This is a genomic window from uncultured Agrobacterium sp. (genome assembly GCF_913777885.1).
In the GTDB taxonomy this organism is placed as follows: Bacteria; Pseudomonadota; Alphaproteobacteria; order Rhizobiales; family Rhizobiaceae; genus Agrobacterium.
Window position 1 is genome coordinate 39935 of sequence record NZ_CAJYTV010000012.1, and the last position, 15975, is coordinate 55909.

A 15975-nucleotide genomic window follows, 5' to 3' on the forward strand; every position below is an offset into this window, starting at 1 on the left:
ATGTCAGAACAGTCAGAGGGAGAGGGGGGCCGGGACGGGATTGAGTCCGGGCGGTCGAGAGAGAGCGTCGCGCGGGCTTTGTTCCTCCCGCTCTCCCGAGGTCTGATCCCATGAACATGCTGTCCCCCGTGACTGCCGCGTCGGCCGCGCCGCGCTCGCTTGCCCTCTCAACGGGGCCTGGGACTGGAAGACGGCTTATGAGGCGTGCGAAGTCGCCACCGTCCTGTTCCTGCGCAAATACGGAAAGGCGCTCTTCGGCAAATCCGCGTCCCCGGCTGCACGGTTGTCCCTGCTGACGAAGATCGCCGGCCTCTTGCCCACCCACAGCCGGCGCTCCGAGGAGTCTCAGGCGCTCCAGCAATTCTCGACGCCGCTGCCGCTCGGCCTTGTGGCGCTCACCGCCGCGGGGATCACGCCGGATGACCGCGTGCTCGAACCCTCGGCTGGCACTGGCCTCATGGCCATCCTCGCGCAGACGGCAGGCAGGTCGCTCATCCTCAACGAGTTTGCCGATACCCGCGCCGAGCTTCTCGCATCCCTCTTTCCGGCTATTGCCGTAACCCGGTTCGACGCCGCGCAGATCAACGACCATCTGGCGGCTTTGGCTATCCCGTCCGTCGTGCTGATGAACCCGCCGTTCTCCGCCATGGCGCATGTCGCCGGTCGCGTGCAGGATGCGGGCTTCCGTCATATCGCTTCGGCGCTGAACCGGCTCGCCCCCGGCGGGCGTCTTGTCGCCATCACCGGCGCCAATGTCGGCCCGGACCTACCGGACTGGCGCGATGCCTTCGTCGCCTTGCAGGCGCGCGGCCGCGTCGTCGTCTCCGCTGCGATCGCCGGTTCGGTCTATTACAAGCACGGGACCAGCTTTCCGACGCGGCTGACCGTCATCGACAAGCTGCCCGCCGATGATCCGACCGCGTTCCCGACCTCGCCGGGCTTGGCGCCGGATGCTGCCACGCTGCTCGGTTGGATCGAGACGCAGGTTCCGCCGCGTCTGTCGGTAACGCTGCCCGCCGAGGTTCGACCGGTGCCCACGGCTACGAAGTCCGTGCGCAGTTATCTGGCCCATCCGGCGGCCTCGCGTCCGACGACTGCCGCCGCTGCCGATCCCGACGGCATCGAACTCGCTTATGAGACGGTGGACTGGTCCGCACCGGAAAACGGGCAACTCACAGAAGCGATTTATGAAGAATACGGATTGCAGTCGATCCGTATTCCCGGTTCTGAGAAGCATCCCACCAAGCTGGTCCAGTCGGTCGCGATGGCGTCGGTCGCGCCACCCAAGCCTAGCTATCGTCCAACGCTCCCCGCCAACATCCGCGGGCTGCTCTCGGACGCTCAGCTTGAGACCGTCATCTATGCCGGCGAGGCGCATTCGGATTTCCTCGCCGGGTCATGGACGGTCAATCCTACGTTCGATCTCGTCCAGGCCGCTCCCGCCGACGCTCCGAACGCGGTTCGCTTCCGCCGCGGCTTCATGCTCGGCGACGGTACGGGGGCGGGCAAGGGCCGCCAGTCGGCTGGCATCATCCTCGACAACTGGCTGCAAGGGCGGCGCAAGGCGGTCTGGGTGTCGAAGTCCGACAAACTGATCGAGGATGCGCAGCGCGACTGGTCGGCGCTCGGCATGGAACGCCTGCTGGTCACGCCACTGTCGCGCTTTCCGCAAGGCAAGCCGATCGCACTGACCGAAGGCGTCCTATTCGCGACCTATGCCACGCTACGCTCCGACGAGCGCGGTGAGAAGGTTTCCCGAGTACGCCAGATCGTCGATTGGTTGGGCTCCGATTTCGACGGAGTGATCATTTTCGACGAGAGCCATGCCATGCAAAATGCCGCTGGCGGCAAGGGTGAACGCGGCGACGTCGCCGCCTCGCAGCAGGGACGCGCCGGGCTTCGCCTGCAACATGCCCTGCCCAACGCGCGCATCGTCTACGTCTCCGCGACCGGCGCAACGACCGTCCACAATCTCGCCTATGCCCAGCGCCTCGGCCTCTGGGGCGGCGAGGATTTCCCCTTTGCGACCCGCGCCGAGTTTGTCGAGGCGATCGAGGACGGCGGCGTTGCGGCGATGGAGGTTCTGGCGCGCGATCTGCGTGCGCTCGGTCTCTATACCGCCCGTTCGCTCTCCTATGACGGTGTGGAGTACGAGCTGGTCGAGCACCCGCTTACCGAGGAACAGCGCCGTATCTACGATGCCTATGCGGGTGCGTTCGCGATCATCCATAATCATCTCGACGCGGCGATGCAGGCCGCCAACATCACGGGTAGCGACGGGACGTTGAACCGGCAGGCCAAGTCCGCCGCACGCTCCGCCTTCGAAAGCGCCAAGCAGCGCTTCTTCGGCCATCTCCTGACCAGCATGAAGACGCCGACGTTGATCCGTTCGATCGAGGCGGATTTGGAAGCAGGCCATGCCGCCGTGGTGCAGATCGTCTCGACCGGCGAGGCGTTGATGGAACGCAGGCTGGCCGAGATCCCGACCGAGGAATGGAAAGACATCCGCGTCGACATCACGCCGCGTGAATATGTCCTCGATTACCTCGCTCACTCCTTCCCGGTGCAGCTCTACGAGCCGTTCACCGATACCGAGGGCAATCTGTCGTCGCGGCCTGTCTATCGTGACGGCCAGCCGGTCGAAAGCCGCGAGGCGATCGCCAGACGCGACGAGCTGATCGAGCATCTGGCGTCACTTCCCCCGGTCCCCGGCGCGCTCGACCAGATCGTCCAGCGCTTCGGCGCCGAGATGGTCGCTGAGGTGACGGGCCGGTCACGGCGCATCGTCCGCAAGGGCGACCGCTTCGCCGTGGAGAACCGCGCGCCCTCGGCCAATCTCGCCGAGACCGCCGCCTTCATGGATGACCTCAAGCGCATCCTCATCTTCTCCGACGCCGGCGGCACGGGCCGCAGCTATCACGCGGAACTGTCGGCGAAGAACCAGCGGCTGCGCGTCCATTATCTCCTCGAACCGGGCTGGAAGGCCGATGCCGCCATCCAGGGGCTCGGCCGCACCAACCGCACCAACCAAGCGCAGCCGCCGCTCTTCCGGCCGATCGCGACCGACGTGAAGGCCGAAAAGCGGTTCCTCAGCACCATCGCCAGGCGGCTCGATACGCTGGGCGCGATCACACGCGGCCAGCGCCAGACTGGCGGTCAGGGCCTGTCCGGCCCGAGGACAATCTGGAATCGCCTTACGCCCGCGACGCGCTGCGCCAGCTCTACCTCCTGATCGCGCGGGGCAAGATCGAGGGATGCTCGCTGGATCGCTTCGAGTCCGCCACCGGCCTCAAGCTGATGGACAAGAACGGCATTAAGGACGATTTGCCGCCAATCACCACCTTCCTCAACCGCCTGCTGGCGCTGACCATCGAATTGCAGGGCATTCTCTTCACCGCCTTCGAGCAATTGCTCGACGCCAAGGTGCAGGGGGCGATTGCCAGCGGCGTCTATGATGTCGGGCTGGAGACTCTGACGGCGGAGAGCTTCGTCGTCACCGACCGCAAGGTGATCTACTCCCACCCGGGGACCGGCGCGGAGACCCGTCTGCTGACCATCACCGAGAAGCGCCGCAACCGGCCGATGACGCTGGCGGACGCGCTGGCCCATGCCGATAGCGACGGCGGCAGGCTGATGGTCAACGCCAAGTCGGGCCGCGCGGCCGTACGCGTGCCAGCACCCTCGCTGATGCTCGACGATGGCGAGATCGAGCGCCGCGTCCGGCTGATCCGGCCGATGGAGCATGTCCACGCTTCGTTGAAGATGATGGCCGACAGCCATTGGGAGGAGACCGACCGCGAGACCTTCGCTTCCGTCTGGAACCGCGAATGCGCCGAAGTGCCGGCGTTCGAGCAGGCGACGCTGCACATGGTCGCCGGGCTGCTCCTGCCGGTGTGGAAGCGCCTGCCCAACGAGTCGACGCGGGTCTATCGGCTGCAGACGGATGACGGCGAGCGCATCATCGGCCGCCGCGTCTCTCCGGCCTGGGCCGCGAACGCCACCTCGACCGGCACGGCGCCCCTTTCCGCCGAGGACGCGCATCGGGCATTGCTCGACGGCCGTACCATCCTCGACCTCGCTGACGGTCTCCAGCTTCGCCGCGTCCGCGTCATGGGCGCCAACCGGATCGAGCTGACCGGCTTTACCGATGCGATGCGCGAGCGCCTGCGCGCCTACGGCCTGTTCACCGAGATCATCTCGTGGAAACTGCGCTTCTTCGTGCCCGTCGATGCGAATGGCATGGCGGTGCTCGAAAAGCTCCTCGCCACCTACGCCATCGCGCGCATCGCCGAACGGGAGGCCGCATGATGGCCCGTTACGATGCTTCCGATCTGGCGCAACGTCTCGGCCGGCAGGCCGAGGCGGTGTGCCGCGAATATCTGTCGAACGGCCGCCGCCAAGGCCACTACTGGCAGGTCGGCGATGTCCGCAACACGCCCGGCCGCTCGATGTATGTCCGGCTCAAGGACAGCCCCAAGGGACCGGCGGGCAAGTGGACCGATGCCCAGAGCGGCGAGCATGGTGATCTGCTCGACGTGATCCGCGAGAGCCTCGGCCTGATCGACTTCACCGATGTCGCCGAGGAGGCGCGTCGGTTCCTCAGCCTGCCGCATCCAGAACCGGAGCCAACACCGAAGCGGTACGCCAGCACACCAGTGCCGTCAGGGTCGGCCGAGGCGGCACGGCGGCTCGTCGCCATAGCGCAGCCGATCGGAGGCACGCTCGTGGAAACGTATCTGCACGGACGCGGCATTACGGATTTGCGCGGAACCGGAAACCTGCATTTTCATCCGCGCTGTTTTTATCGGCCCGACGATCATGGCCCCACCGAGCAATGGCCGGCGATGATCGCTGCCGTCACCGATCTTTGCGGCAGGATCACCGGCGCGCATCGGACCTGGCTTGCGCCCGACGGCTGCGGCAAAGCGCCGATCGACACGCAGCGCAAGGCCATGGGTGATCTCCTCAGCCATGCAGTCCGCTTCGGCATCCCCGGCGATGTGCTGGCGGCGGGCGAGGGGATCGAGACCATCCTGTCGGCACGGCAGGCGATCCCAGGGATGGCAATGGCGGCAGGGCTGTCCGCCGCCCATCTCGCAGCCATCCTGTTCCCCGAGACGCTGCGACGGCTCTATATCGTCCGCGACAATGATCCGGCGGGCAATGGCGCGCGAAAGAGCCTGGTCGAACGGGCAGACGCGGCCGGGATCGAGGCGATCGTGCTCACACCGAGGCTCAAGGACTTCAACGAGGATCTCCGTCACTTCGGCACGGACGCGCTCCGCGCCATGCTGCGGGTCCAGCTCGCCCCCCAGGATGTTGCCCGCTTCATGGCTCTGGTGGCAACGGCGAAAGAGAGGACAATGGCGGGGTGATCGTCATGCCCGCCCGGATGCTCCAGCGCCTGGAGAGGACCGCGCCTTGGCCTTCGAGAGGGCGATCGGCCCATAGTCGGGCCGGGCAGGCAATGGCTGCGCCCAGCTATTTTCCGGCGGCGGCGAAGCCGCCTTTCCATCGCGAGGCAAAATAGCCGGGCTTCGCCATCCTCCGCTTTCGCTTCGGCCCGGCGCATGGCGCCGGGTGCAGGCCCGTCCCGCCCATGGGCTTCGTCGCCATGAAGGCCGCGACGGTCGCGGTCCACCGACGGAGCATCCCATGAGCGACCACGACGATTTCGAACCCCACCACGAATCCTCGCCCACCGACCATATCCTCCAGGAACTTCAGCTTTACGGCCATCGTCCCTTCGCGGACGAACTCGACCCGCGCCCCCTCCCGGAAGGCAACCGCGTCGCCGGCGCCATCGCCGACATCTTCGATGCCCTGATTTCCACGCTCGAAGACACCCGCCTCGAACCGGACCTCGACGATCTGCTGTGGTCGACGGTCAATCTCTTCCACCGCGCCACCGACCGCATCGAACGCGAGTTGGACGACAATGAGCAGGGCCAGTGCCGCCTTCAGCGCGAACAGGACGGCAGCGAGGTGAAGTCGGTCGAACTCGAGCGCCTGACCGCCGAGGGCCAGACATTGCTGGAACGCCGCGACGCCTTCGAACTGATGCGCGACCAGGCCGCCGAACATTATCACCGCCAGACCGGCTCAAGCTGGCGTCCGCGCACCGGCTCGATGGTCAACCACCGCAATCTGACTGCGGCGATGATCGACAGTCGCGATTTCCTCGCCGCCAAACGTCGTGCCGAGACCGAGGTGATGCTGCCATCAGGGCCGAAGGTCGCCTTCTCCGGGGGCGACGTCGTCGACCACAAGCCGATCTGGGCCAAGCTCGATCAGATTCACGCCAAGCACCCCGACATGGTGCTGCTGCATGGCGGTTCGCCCAAGGGCGCCGAGAAGGTCGCCGCCCGCTGGGCCGACCACCGGAAAGTACCGCAGGTCGCCTTCAAGCCCGACTGGACGAAACACGCCAAGGCCGCCCCGTTCAAACGCAACGACGCCATGCTGAACGTCCTGCCGATCGGCGTCATCATCTTCCCCGGTACGGGCATTCAGGACAACCTCGCCGACAAGGCCCGCAAGCTCGGTATCCCCGTCTATCGGTTCGGGAACGGCGGCGCGTGAGCGCCGCCGCATTTCCTTTTTGCACATTATGCAGCATGTTCACGCGATGATCAGCGAATACTTTTTGGATGAAAGCGGTAACACTGGCGACCTTGTTCGATCGGGCGACCGCTTCGACTTTGGAAAACAGGAGGTATTTGCACTCGCCTGTCTGGGGGTAGGCAATCTCGATGCTCTGAGCGCTGAACTCGCACGCCTCAAAAAAAAATACCGGATCTCTGCGCCGGAGCTGAAATCAAACTTCGTCCGCGATAAGCCGGGCTTCGTTTTGGAGTTGGCAGACTTCATCGAGGAAATGGGCTGGCCATTTCTTGCCGAGGTGGTCGACAAGCGTTTCATGTTGGCAGCAAACATCGTCAATGCGGTTGTGCTTCCCCCCTTCGGGCCCGCCAGTGTGTCCCGAAGGGCGTTTTGGGTACGCAACATCATGGCTGAGCATATCCATGCCAATGCGGCATCCACAATCTTTGAGAGGTTCATCGCGGCCTGCACCGCGCCGTCGGCAAGCAGCATCCCTGCGGTCTTCAACGCAGTATTCGACTGGATTCCAGAGGAACCAGACAACGACGTTGCCTTTGCCATTCGGGAATCCGTAATGCACAGCAGCGAGGAGTTCGAAGAAATGGGGCGGGACGCCCCGACGACCTGGCGCAGGTTCCTGCCATCACCCGACACGGGAAAACGCGGCCAATCTGTCTGGATGTTGCCAAATCTCACATCGTTCACAAATATCTACGCGCGCCTCAATCACTTGCATCGTAGCAAAATCAACGGGATTAGGCTGTTCCACGATCAACAAGATCATTTTGATGACATACTCAATGATGCCAAACATATGGTTGAGGGGATTGGCGGCGGACGCTCAACGCCAGATGTGCAGTTTGCCGATTATCATTTTAGGGAGCATGCTAGCCTAGTATTCACGGCCTCGCATGAATCGCCAGGGATTCAGGCCGCTGACGTATTGGCCGGCTTCCTGATGCGTTATACCAAGCAGGCGCTATATGAAGGGACGGTTTCCAAAGGGGAACAGGCAGCGTTTACACGTATTTTGGAGCTTTCCGAGCCGAGTGAAGGGCGCGGGATCAACTTCGTGTTGAACGCTACCGACCTGCGATCAATGGGCGTTCTTCCGGCCTGACATCCCGTCATTGCGAAGATGACGCAGGTGATGGACGAAACTGCAATTATGATTGGCCCGCGATGTCTTCGCGGTCGGCGGATTTTCGGAGTCTGATCTCATGCGCCAACTTTGCCAGCGAGCCTTGCCTGTGCCGCCTCGCGCGGTAACAATTCGAGTATCTGGTCATTTTCGATATTCCGCCACGCAGGTTTCACGCCACGAGCTTTCTGCACGGCCGTTGGCGCGACGTACCAAAAATGATGGAGTCTCGCGCCGATGCCTTCATTCAGCACATCTGTGACGATACAAATTCGATAGCTGCCATCGCCGAACTTGCCCCGTTCCTCCAGTCGTATCTTGTCAAATTCGTTGAATGTGAAATCAGCGGTGACGTGTCTGCCCGACCGCCCCTTTACTTCGATACACAAAGTGACATCGCCTTTCCGGGCACACAGATCGTATCCCAGATTCTTCAGCGAAACGTCATCGACTTGGAAGTTTAACCCCTGAAAATGGCGGGTTACGAAACCCATGGCTTCGTCCTCGATCTCTTTTCGGCGTTCAGGGTCAGGTTGATGTCGTCCGCGCTTCGAGCTGTGCTTGCCTCGAACCACCTCCTCCAGCGACAGGGCTTCGCCCGTCTCGATAAAACGACGGACGCGATCTGCGATCTCCGGGCCCACCACCTTTTGCGACATGGGGAAGTAGACGGGGCTTTGACCTGGTATGCCTTTCTTGCCCTTTTTGCGTGGCGGTATCCATAAAACGCGCTCTTCGGGCGCGAGCAGCGTACAATGCTGCTCCGCTGCCTCGACCTGGTAGGACAGCGGGCGCCTTTCATGTGGAGCGGGCGGCACGAATGTGCGGGCTTTTCGCAAAGCACCAGTGGGATTCTGTCGGTCGCGGTGGACGGTCGCATGACGATACCAGCCCACGACGAGTCTGCCACGCCGGGGAGAGGGGTCGGGGGCTGTCCAGACAACGAGAACGTCATCGATAGAAGGGCTATCCAGCGAAGTACCAAGCTTCTCGATATGAATGGAATGATCGAGAACTTCGACATGACCGTAGCATCGGCCCGCTACCGGCTGAAAATTGAAGACTTCGCCGCCCCAACCGTTTTCTGCTGCCCACTTGAATCCGCCCGGATAGAATCCATCCAGTGTTCCGCGATAGGTGTTAAGGTAAATGCCGTGCAGAAAGATGATGCGTTCGCGCATGAGAGAGAAGGCCCCGTTAATTCCGACATAGCTGCCTCGGTAAGAGATTAGCTAGTGAACGTGCTGATTGAAATACTCCTGCCATTCGCGTCGATTGAATTGCATCGAGATTGGACGCATAGGTTTCGATTAAGCGGACATCGCGATCGACGGGTTGTCAGCCGTACCAGTCGTGTCAAAGCTGGCGAGGCGTTGCCCCATGGGCCGCGCTTTCGGCTGCGCCGGAACCACGCCTGCGCCGTGTTTCCGCCATTCGGCTTCAATCGCTAACGCTGGCAGCAACGAACTGGCACGTCGCGATCCGTCTCTACCTCCTTCTCGCCGATACGTGCGGGGCGATAGACGTCAGTATATTTGCCTTGCGAAAGCACCAGACGACGAAGGCGCGGCTATATTTGGGATACGCTATCTCCGGTTTCCTCCGAGAGCAGGCCGACCCCCCGCTTCATCAGCGCCATTCCTTGGTCCGGCCGAGGGCCTGACGCCATCAACCCATAAAGGGTCGGACTACGCATGCGCGTGCCGCCGCTCCGGCTGCGCCTCCACGGTGATTGCGGCCCACGGCCGGACACTTCGGGCGCCTGTCAGCGGGGGATGGTCCTCCGCTCGGAACAGGAGCCGGATCGATGTCCTTCAACGACGCTCACGCCTTCGCCTTCAGCCTCGCCACCACCCTCATGACCGTTATCGTCATCTTCCGGGCTGGCGACGGCACGCTGTCGGTGACACCGGCCGCCGAATATGACGGCGAGAGCGCCGCCATCGTCGATGAGATCGACCCTTTCGCCCCGTGAGGGGCGAAGATCGCAGCCGAGGCGAAAGCCCTGCGGGTCTCCGCTCCCGGCATAGCTTTTGTTCTGCTATCGTTCCGATCGCGCCGCGGTGGTGGTGGAGGCGCGACTGTCACAGTCTTTCTATCGGAGACACCACCATGTTCCTCATGTTCATGCTATCCATCGCTGCCATCGGCTTTTTCTGCTGGCTGCTTTTCACGCTCGCTGTCTTCGCGCTGCCGTTCTTCGCCGGCGTCAGCGCGGCGAGCTGGGCCTATCACACAGGCGCCGGCTGGCTTGGCGCGATCCTCGTCGGCATCGTGGCTGCGGCGCTGACGCTCGGCTTCGGCCAAGTGCTGCTTGCGATCGTCCGCCCGCTGTGGGCCAAGCTCGCGATCGCGACCGTCTTCGTCGCACCCGCCGTCATCGCCGGGTATCATGCCGTTCATGGCATCGTGAAGCACACCATGCCGTCGGAAACCTGGCAGATCGTGTTTTCGACGATCGGTGCCGTTGCGATCGGCATCACGGCGTTTCTGCGCGTGGCGGGCATGGCGGCCACCGACCTTAGGACTGCCGACTACCGGCCGAGCGATGCCCAGATCGCCTTCTATCTCGCGCGCTTCATCGAGCAGGTCCGCTCGATCCCGGCCGACCCGATCATTGTGCGCCAGAACTGGCTGCGCGCCTATGACTTCACCACGCAAGCCGGAGCGGTCGCGCTCAGCGACTATGCCCGCACCAACGACCCATTCGCCAAGGTCGGTAAGCAACAGGTCGCCGTCGAGGTCTCCTCGGTCATCCGCGCCTCGCCATCGAGCTTCCGCGTCGCCTGGACCGAGCGCCGCTATCAGGACGGCTCGCTCGCCTCGACCGAACGGTGGTCCGCCATCCTGACCATCGCAATCCAGACCCCGCGGGACGCCGACGCGCTCAGGAAGAATCCGCTCGGGATTTTCGTCAAAGCCATCAACTGGTCGAAGGAGCTATCGCAATGACGCCGACCTTCCGCAAAACCGGAGAGCCAGCCTTCCGCTTCGCTGCTTTCCCATTCTTCCTCTTTTCCGCCTCGGCGCTCGCTGGCTGCGCGGGGCACACTCCACCGCCCGAGATCTCCTACGATGACGCCGCACCCGCCGTCATCGCCGCCGATCCACCCAAACCCGTGCAGGTGGTCGAGCTGCCCAAACCCTTGCCGCTTCCCGGCCAGTTGAAGCCGGTCGGCAAGGACGTGAAGGGCCAGCCGGAGATCGCCGACCCGAGGGCGCGGATCAATCAGGCCAATGCCGCCGCGCGCATGCAGCCGGTCAGGAACGGCTTCATCAATGCGATGCAGCTCTACCCCTTCGTCGATGGCGCCCTCTATCAGGTCTATGCCGCGCCGGGGCAGATCACCGACATCGGTCTCCAGCCCGGCGAGCAGCTCGTCGGCTCCGGCCCGGTCGCAGCCGGCGACACCGTGCGTTGGATCATCGGCGATACCGAGAGCGGCACGGGTGCGGGCAGGGTCGTCCATATCCTCGTCAAACCGACGCGTCCCGATCTGACGACCAATCTCGTCATCAACACCGATCGGCGCACCTATCACCTCGAACTGCGCTCGACGCTCTCGACCTACATGGCGTCGGTCTCCTGGCAATATCCGCAGGACCAGCTCATTGCGCTGCGCAGGCAGAACCAGCAGGCGGAAGCGGCCCAGCCGGTTTCCAGCGGCATCGATCTGGCCAAGGTCAACTTCCGTTATCAGGTGACGGGCGACCGCGCTCCGTGGCGCCCCTTGCGAGCCTTCGACGACGGCCGCCAGGTGTTCATCGAGTTTCCCCGCGGCATTGGCCAGGGCGAGATGCCACCGCTCTTCGTCGTCGGGCCGCAAGGCTCGACCTCCGAGCTGGTGAACTACCGCGTACGCGGCAACTACATGATCGTCGACCGGTTGTTTGCCGCCGCCGAACTCCGCTTCGGCGCCGACAAGCACCAGAAGCGCGTGCGCATCGCCCGCACGGACGGGAGGCCGGCATCATGAGCACGGTCGATCCCGATAAGGAAGGGGCGGAGGTAAGAGCATCGCACCCTGCCGGGACGTCGGAAGACGACGCCCGGCCACTGACTGGCGAGCCGGTCGCGCCGATGCGGCTGCGTCCCGAGCCGCCGCGCGTCACGCGCCTGTCACGCCGCGTCATCGTCGGGCTGGGCGCGGCGTCGAGCGTCTTCGTCTGCGGCACGCTCTATTACGCCCTTCAGCTCCGGCAGGACGGCCCGCGGCAGGAACTCTACGATACCGACGGCCGCAATACGCCGGACGGGCTGAACGCTCTTCCGAAGGATTATACCGGACCGAAGCTTGGGCCTCCGCTACCTGGCGATCTCGGGCGGCCGCTCCTCGATGCGCAGAATCGCGGCCAGCCGGTCACGGCGCCCGCGATCACCACCCCCATGGCTGCTGGCCCCAGCCCGGAAGAACAGCGCCGCTTACAGGAGCTGGAAGCGGCGCGGCTCGCCAAGCTCTTCGCGCAGACCGAGACACGTTCCGCGGATGCAGCGGCGCAGCCGAATGCGACGACCACCCCGCCGACCGATCTAGCCAGCCTTGGCCTCGCGCCCCAGCCTGCGACGCCCTCGGCGCAACAGCGCCAGCAAGCCTTTCTCGACGCCACGCCCGACAAGCGCACCGTCTCCCCCGATCGCGTCGCTGCACCCGCCTCGGCGAACGTGCTGCAGGCGGGCGCGGTGATCGCCGCGGCCCTCATCACCGGCATCCGCTCCGATCTGCCGGGGCAGATCACCGCCCAGGTCACCGAGAATGTCTATGACAGCCCGACCGGGCGCATCCTGCTGGTGCCGCAGGGCACACGCGTCGTTGGTCAGTATGACAATGGTGTCGGCTTCGGCCAGCGCCGCGTCCTGCTCGTCTGGAATCGGCTGATCTTCCCCAACGGCCGCTCCATCGTCCTCGAACGCCAGCCTGGCGCCGATGCCGAGGGCTATGCGGGCCTCGAGGATGGCGTCGATCATCACTGGTGGGATCTCGCCAAGGCTGCCGGCCTCTCGACGCTGCTCAGCATCGGTTCGCAGGCCGGTTCTTCGGGAGAGGAAAGCGATATCGCCCGCGCCATTCGCCAGGGTGCCTCCGATGGTGTCGCCCAGGTGGGGCGGCAGGTGGTCGGCCGTCAGCTCGACATTGCCCCGACGCTCACCATCCGCCCTGGCTTCCCCGTCCGCGTGCTGGTCACGCGCGATCTCGTCCTCGAACCTTACGGAGCCGCGCCATGAGCAAGCTCAAGCTCGGCCCGATCGTCGACGACAAGCCGGTCAAGGTCACGCTGGAACTGCCCGCCAGCCTACATCGCGATCTGACCGTTTACGCCGAGATCCTCGCCCGCGAGGCGGGACAGCCTGCTGCCGATCCGGTCCGCCTGGTCGGCCCTATGCTCGAACGCTTCATCGCCACCGATCGCGGCTTTGCCAAAGCGCGCCGCGGTTTCGATCCCAACGCCTCTCGAAAGACCGACCAATGACCCGACCCTCGTTCACGGGAGGCCGCGGTTTCGTTGCGGCCATCCTGATCCTTCCGCTCCTGAACGCGGCACCCGCCCAGGCCAACAACTACGGCGAAAGCTATGGCTGGCAGTTCAAGACGTCCGGCGATCGCGCAAATCAGGCGTTCGTTCTCGACCTGATGGAGAAACGCCGCGGCGGTTTCTACCAGGCACCCAGCTACACCACGAATATCGCCCGCCAGTATAATTGCGGCGTCACCGCCACCTCGGTCGGCAACGACGGCACGCAGAGCGCCGTCGCCAATTCGCCGTCGGTCAGCGGCCCCACGGCGCTCGCTAACGGCAATGACGCCGACACGGTCCTGAACGGTGGCGGACGGCAAGGCGGCAACCGCGCGGTAAGCTGGCTGTCGAACAGTGGCATGATCTCTGCCGGCGTGACCGGTTCGGCGGAAGCCTCCGTGACGGGGAGCCCCCGTCAGGCGCTCAACTCCACTCAGACCAACAGCGGGTCACAGAGCGCCAGCGTCTCGGGTTCGAGCGCGTGCAGTTTCGGAGGTGACCGATGATCCGTGTCGCCCGGGTCAGCATCGTCTCATGGCTGGCCATCTCGCTGACCGCCTGTGCCTCGATCCACACGGAGAAGCTCGCAGCGGGCGAAGCCGCTCAACCGGTCGGCCCGCCGGTTCGTGACAACCGCACGCCCATGGACCCGGTTTTTGCCTGCTATCGCGCTGCACAACCTGCGAAGGGGAGGGCGCCCCTCGTTGGTGTCGGCGAGGTCCGAGACTATACGGGCAAGTTCTCCAATCTGGAGGGCAATGCCGTCACCCAAGGCGGCGCGCTGATGGTGACATCGGCGCTCGGCAAGCTCGGCGACCGCATCCGTCTTGCCGAACGCTTCGACCCGACGGTCGCCGAACGCGAACTCGTGTGGATGGACAAGCGCCAGCTCGGCGATGGCGAGCAACACAGCGTTCCCGGTCAGCCGGGCGGGCCCGTGAAGTGGTTGCCATATTTTGGCGGGTCCTTGATTGGCTCGGATTATTTCATCGTCGGCGGCATCACCGAGGTCAATTACGACATCCATTCGGGCGGCGCCGAGTTCGCGATCAACGGCATCGGTCCGAAGGCACGGGTGTTCACCCAGTCCGTCGCCGTCGATCTGCGCATCGTCGACACACGCTCCTTGATCGTCGTGAAGACCGTCAGCCTGACCAAGCAATATACCGGCTATGAGACCGGGGCAGGGACCTTCCGCTTCTTCGGCTCGAACCTCTTCGACATCAATATCGGTGCCAAGGGCCAGGAGCCGCTCCAGCTCGGCATCCGCACCACCCTCGAAGAGGCGACGCTGCGCCTGATCGGCAGCGTGCTCAAAGCCGATCCGGAAGCGTGCCTCGCATCGAGGCCGCCAGCGCTGCGACCTCGCCCGGCTACCGGCCGGATGGCCGCCGTCAGCCCAGATCGTCGCGAGTCCGATGGATCGCTGCCCTGAGCCGCGACCGCCTTCGCCTCCGCCTCCCATTCCCCAACGGCCCAATTCCGGGCCACATCACGAAGGAGACTATGATGCCCCACCTCCATCCCCGCTTTGCCAGCGGCCTTCTCGCCGGGACCGCCGCTGTGATGCTCGCCAGCCTGATCGGTGGCACTGCCGGTGCGACCGACCTGGAAGGGCGACAGACCGTGAGCAATAACCAGAAGCTCGAACAGGCATGGACCTCCGACGGGCAACCGATACCGATGGCCGCTGCTGCCCATGGGCTTTATACTGTTCAGACCGGCAGCAACGCGACCGGGGATTCGATGCTGACGCTCGATCGCAACAGCCAATCCGCCGAGATCGCTGGCAACGTCGCTGCCAATATGCTGAACGCGAAAGGCTCACATGGCGACGGTGGCGACTATTATGAGCCAGCGCCTTTTGCCGTCCTCGACAACTATCAAAGTGGGGACGATATCGTCACGGCTACATCTGGCATGACCGTTTCCGTTCCTAGCCAGATCGGGGCATCGAGTGTAACTCTGTCGAACAACGCCAACACGGCGTTCGCGCGCATGAACGATGCGTCGAACACCTTGTCCGTCGATGCCGTCGATCTATCCGGCGATGTGGTTCTGAACAGCTGGCAGCATTCCACTGGCAAGGTCTTCGCCAATGCCGACAGCAGCATGTCTGTCGGCAACTCCGACGCTTACGTACAGAATGCGCGTCTGGACGTGCGGAGCAACAGTGCCGCCTCGGAAGCCAATGGCAACCGCGCCCTGAACGCCTTGTCGGTGTCTTCCGTGACCGGCTCTGGCGGCCGGCCATTGCTCGACAACCGCCAGAGCAATACGGCGGTCGTCGATGCGGTGACCAACGCAGCGTTCATCGTCGATGGCAGCGGTGCCATGCAGTCGGCGATCGGCATCGAGGGCAATAGCGCCTCGTCGATCGCGAGAGGCAACGCCGCACTCAATCGCGCTGTCGTTGACGGTATGTCCACGGCCCTGGTCAGCAACGCCCAGGTCAATCGTGGTCCCGTCTCCGCGACCGTCAACGGGCTGTTCGGCGCGGCCATGGCCAGCGACGTCAGCGGCGCCATGGGGTCGGTTTCCGGCAACGGCCTTGCCGCTACCGCGACCGGCAACCAAGCGGTCAACATGCTTACCGCGACGGGTAGCTTTGGTTCCGGGTCGTCCGAAGCGCCGCGCTAAGAACGGGCTCGACGTGGCCGGTGCTTCGTTACCGGCCACGTCGTAGGAAGTCGCCATGCCAGCCCCCGGCATGGCGG

At 64.2% G+C, this 15975-nt stretch carries 12 protein-coding genes and 1 pseudogene; 12 read left to right on the forward strand and 1 reads right to left on the reverse strand.

The annotated features are described in order from the left end of the window. Positions 1–172: 172 nt before the first annotated feature. The 4 genes and pseudogenes from QZ869_RS11585 to QZ869_RS11600 all read left to right on the forward strand — a co-directional run. Positions 173–4308: pseudogene (locus QZ869_RS11585) on the forward strand (strawberry notch-like NTP hydrolase domain-containing protein); the annotation flags it as partial. After that, a complete protein-coding gene (locus tag QZ869_RS11590; protein ID WP_296104746.1) occupies positions 4308–5375 on the forward strand; it encodes a toprim domain-containing protein in 1068 nt (355 codons plus the stop codon). The pseudogene QZ869_RS11585 and the gene QZ869_RS11590, both read left to right, overlap by 1 nt. A gap of 280 nt (positions 5376–5655) precedes the next feature. Next, positions 5656–6582 carry a DUF2493 domain-containing protein gene (locus QZ869_RS11595; RefSeq protein WP_296104749.1) on the forward strand — a complete coding sequence of 309 codons (927 nt, stop codon included), beginning with the start codon at positions 5656–5658 and terminating at the stop codon, positions 6580–6582. Between the two features lie 46 nt (positions 6583–6628). Beyond that, positions 6629–7723 (forward strand): DUF3800 domain-containing protein, encoded by a 1095-nt coding sequence (locus QZ869_RS11600; RefSeq protein WP_296104752.1) that lies wholly within the window; start codon positions 6629–6631, stop codon positions 7721–7723. 98 nt (positions 7724–7821) lie between these two features. Here the strand turns inward: QZ869_RS11600 and QZ869_RS11605 are convergent, their stop codons facing one another. Next, positions 7822–8925, reverse strand: coding sequence for a DUF3883 domain-containing protein (locus QZ869_RS11605; RefSeq protein WP_296104755.1), 1104 nt, complete (start codon positions 8923–8925; stop codon positions 7822–7824). 626 nt (positions 8926–9551) lie between these two features. On the opposite strand from QZ869_RS11605, the gene QZ869_RS11610 reads away from it, so the two are divergent. The 8 genes from QZ869_RS11610 to QZ869_RS11645 all read left to right on the forward strand — a co-directional run bounded on the left by QZ869_RS11610 (position 9552) and on the right by QZ869_RS11645 (position 15898). Then, the gene (locus QZ869_RS11610) at positions 9552–9719 is read left to right on the forward strand and encodes a hypothetical protein (protein ID WP_296104758.1); all 168 of its coding nucleotides are present in this window, start codon (positions 9552–9554) and stop codon (positions 9717–9719) included. Between the two features lie 137 nt (positions 9720–9856). Next, entirely contained in the window at positions 9857–10696 is an 840-nt protein-coding gene (trbF, locus tag QZ869_RS11615; RefSeq protein ID WP_296104759.1) for a conjugal transfer protein TrbF, read from the forward strand. Then, positions 10693–11721 carry a P-type conjugative transfer protein TrbG gene (gene trbG / locus QZ869_RS11620; RefSeq protein WP_296104762.1) on the forward strand — a complete coding sequence of 343 codons (1029 nt, stop codon included), beginning with the start codon at positions 10693–10695 and terminating at the stop codon, positions 11719–11721. Before trbF ends, trbG begins: the two co-directional genes overlap by 4 nt. After that, positions 11718–12968 (forward strand): TrbI/VirB10 family protein, encoded by a 1251-nt coding sequence (locus QZ869_RS11625; RefSeq protein ID WP_296104764.1) that lies wholly within the window; start codon positions 11718–11720, stop codon positions 12966–12968. Before trbG ends, QZ869_RS11625 begins: the two co-directional genes overlap by 4 nt. Beyond that, the gene (locus QZ869_RS11630) at positions 12965–13213 is read left to right on the forward strand and encodes a DUF2274 domain-containing protein (RefSeq protein WP_296104768.1); all 249 of its coding nucleotides are present in this window, start codon (positions 12965–12967) and stop codon (positions 13211–13213) included. Before QZ869_RS11625 ends, QZ869_RS11630 begins: the two co-directional genes overlap by 4 nt. Further along, entirely contained in the window at positions 13210–13764 is a 555-nt protein-coding gene (locus QZ869_RS11635; protein ID WP_296104770.1) for a hypothetical protein, read from the forward strand. The genes QZ869_RS11630 and QZ869_RS11635 overlap by 4 nt, the downstream gene beginning before the upstream one ends. Further along, positions 13761–14693 (forward strand): CsgG/HfaB family protein, encoded by a 933-nt coding sequence (locus QZ869_RS11640; protein ID WP_296104773.1) that lies wholly within the window; start codon positions 13761–13763, stop codon positions 14691–14693. The genes QZ869_RS11635 and QZ869_RS11640 overlap by 4 nt, the downstream gene beginning before the upstream one ends. Before the next feature lie 74 nt (positions 14694–14767). Further along, positions 14768–15898 (forward strand): hypothetical protein, encoded by a 1131-nt coding sequence (locus QZ869_RS11645; RefSeq protein ID WP_296104776.1) that lies wholly within the window; start codon positions 14768–14770, stop codon positions 15896–15898. Positions 15899–15975 lie beyond the last annotated feature (77 nt).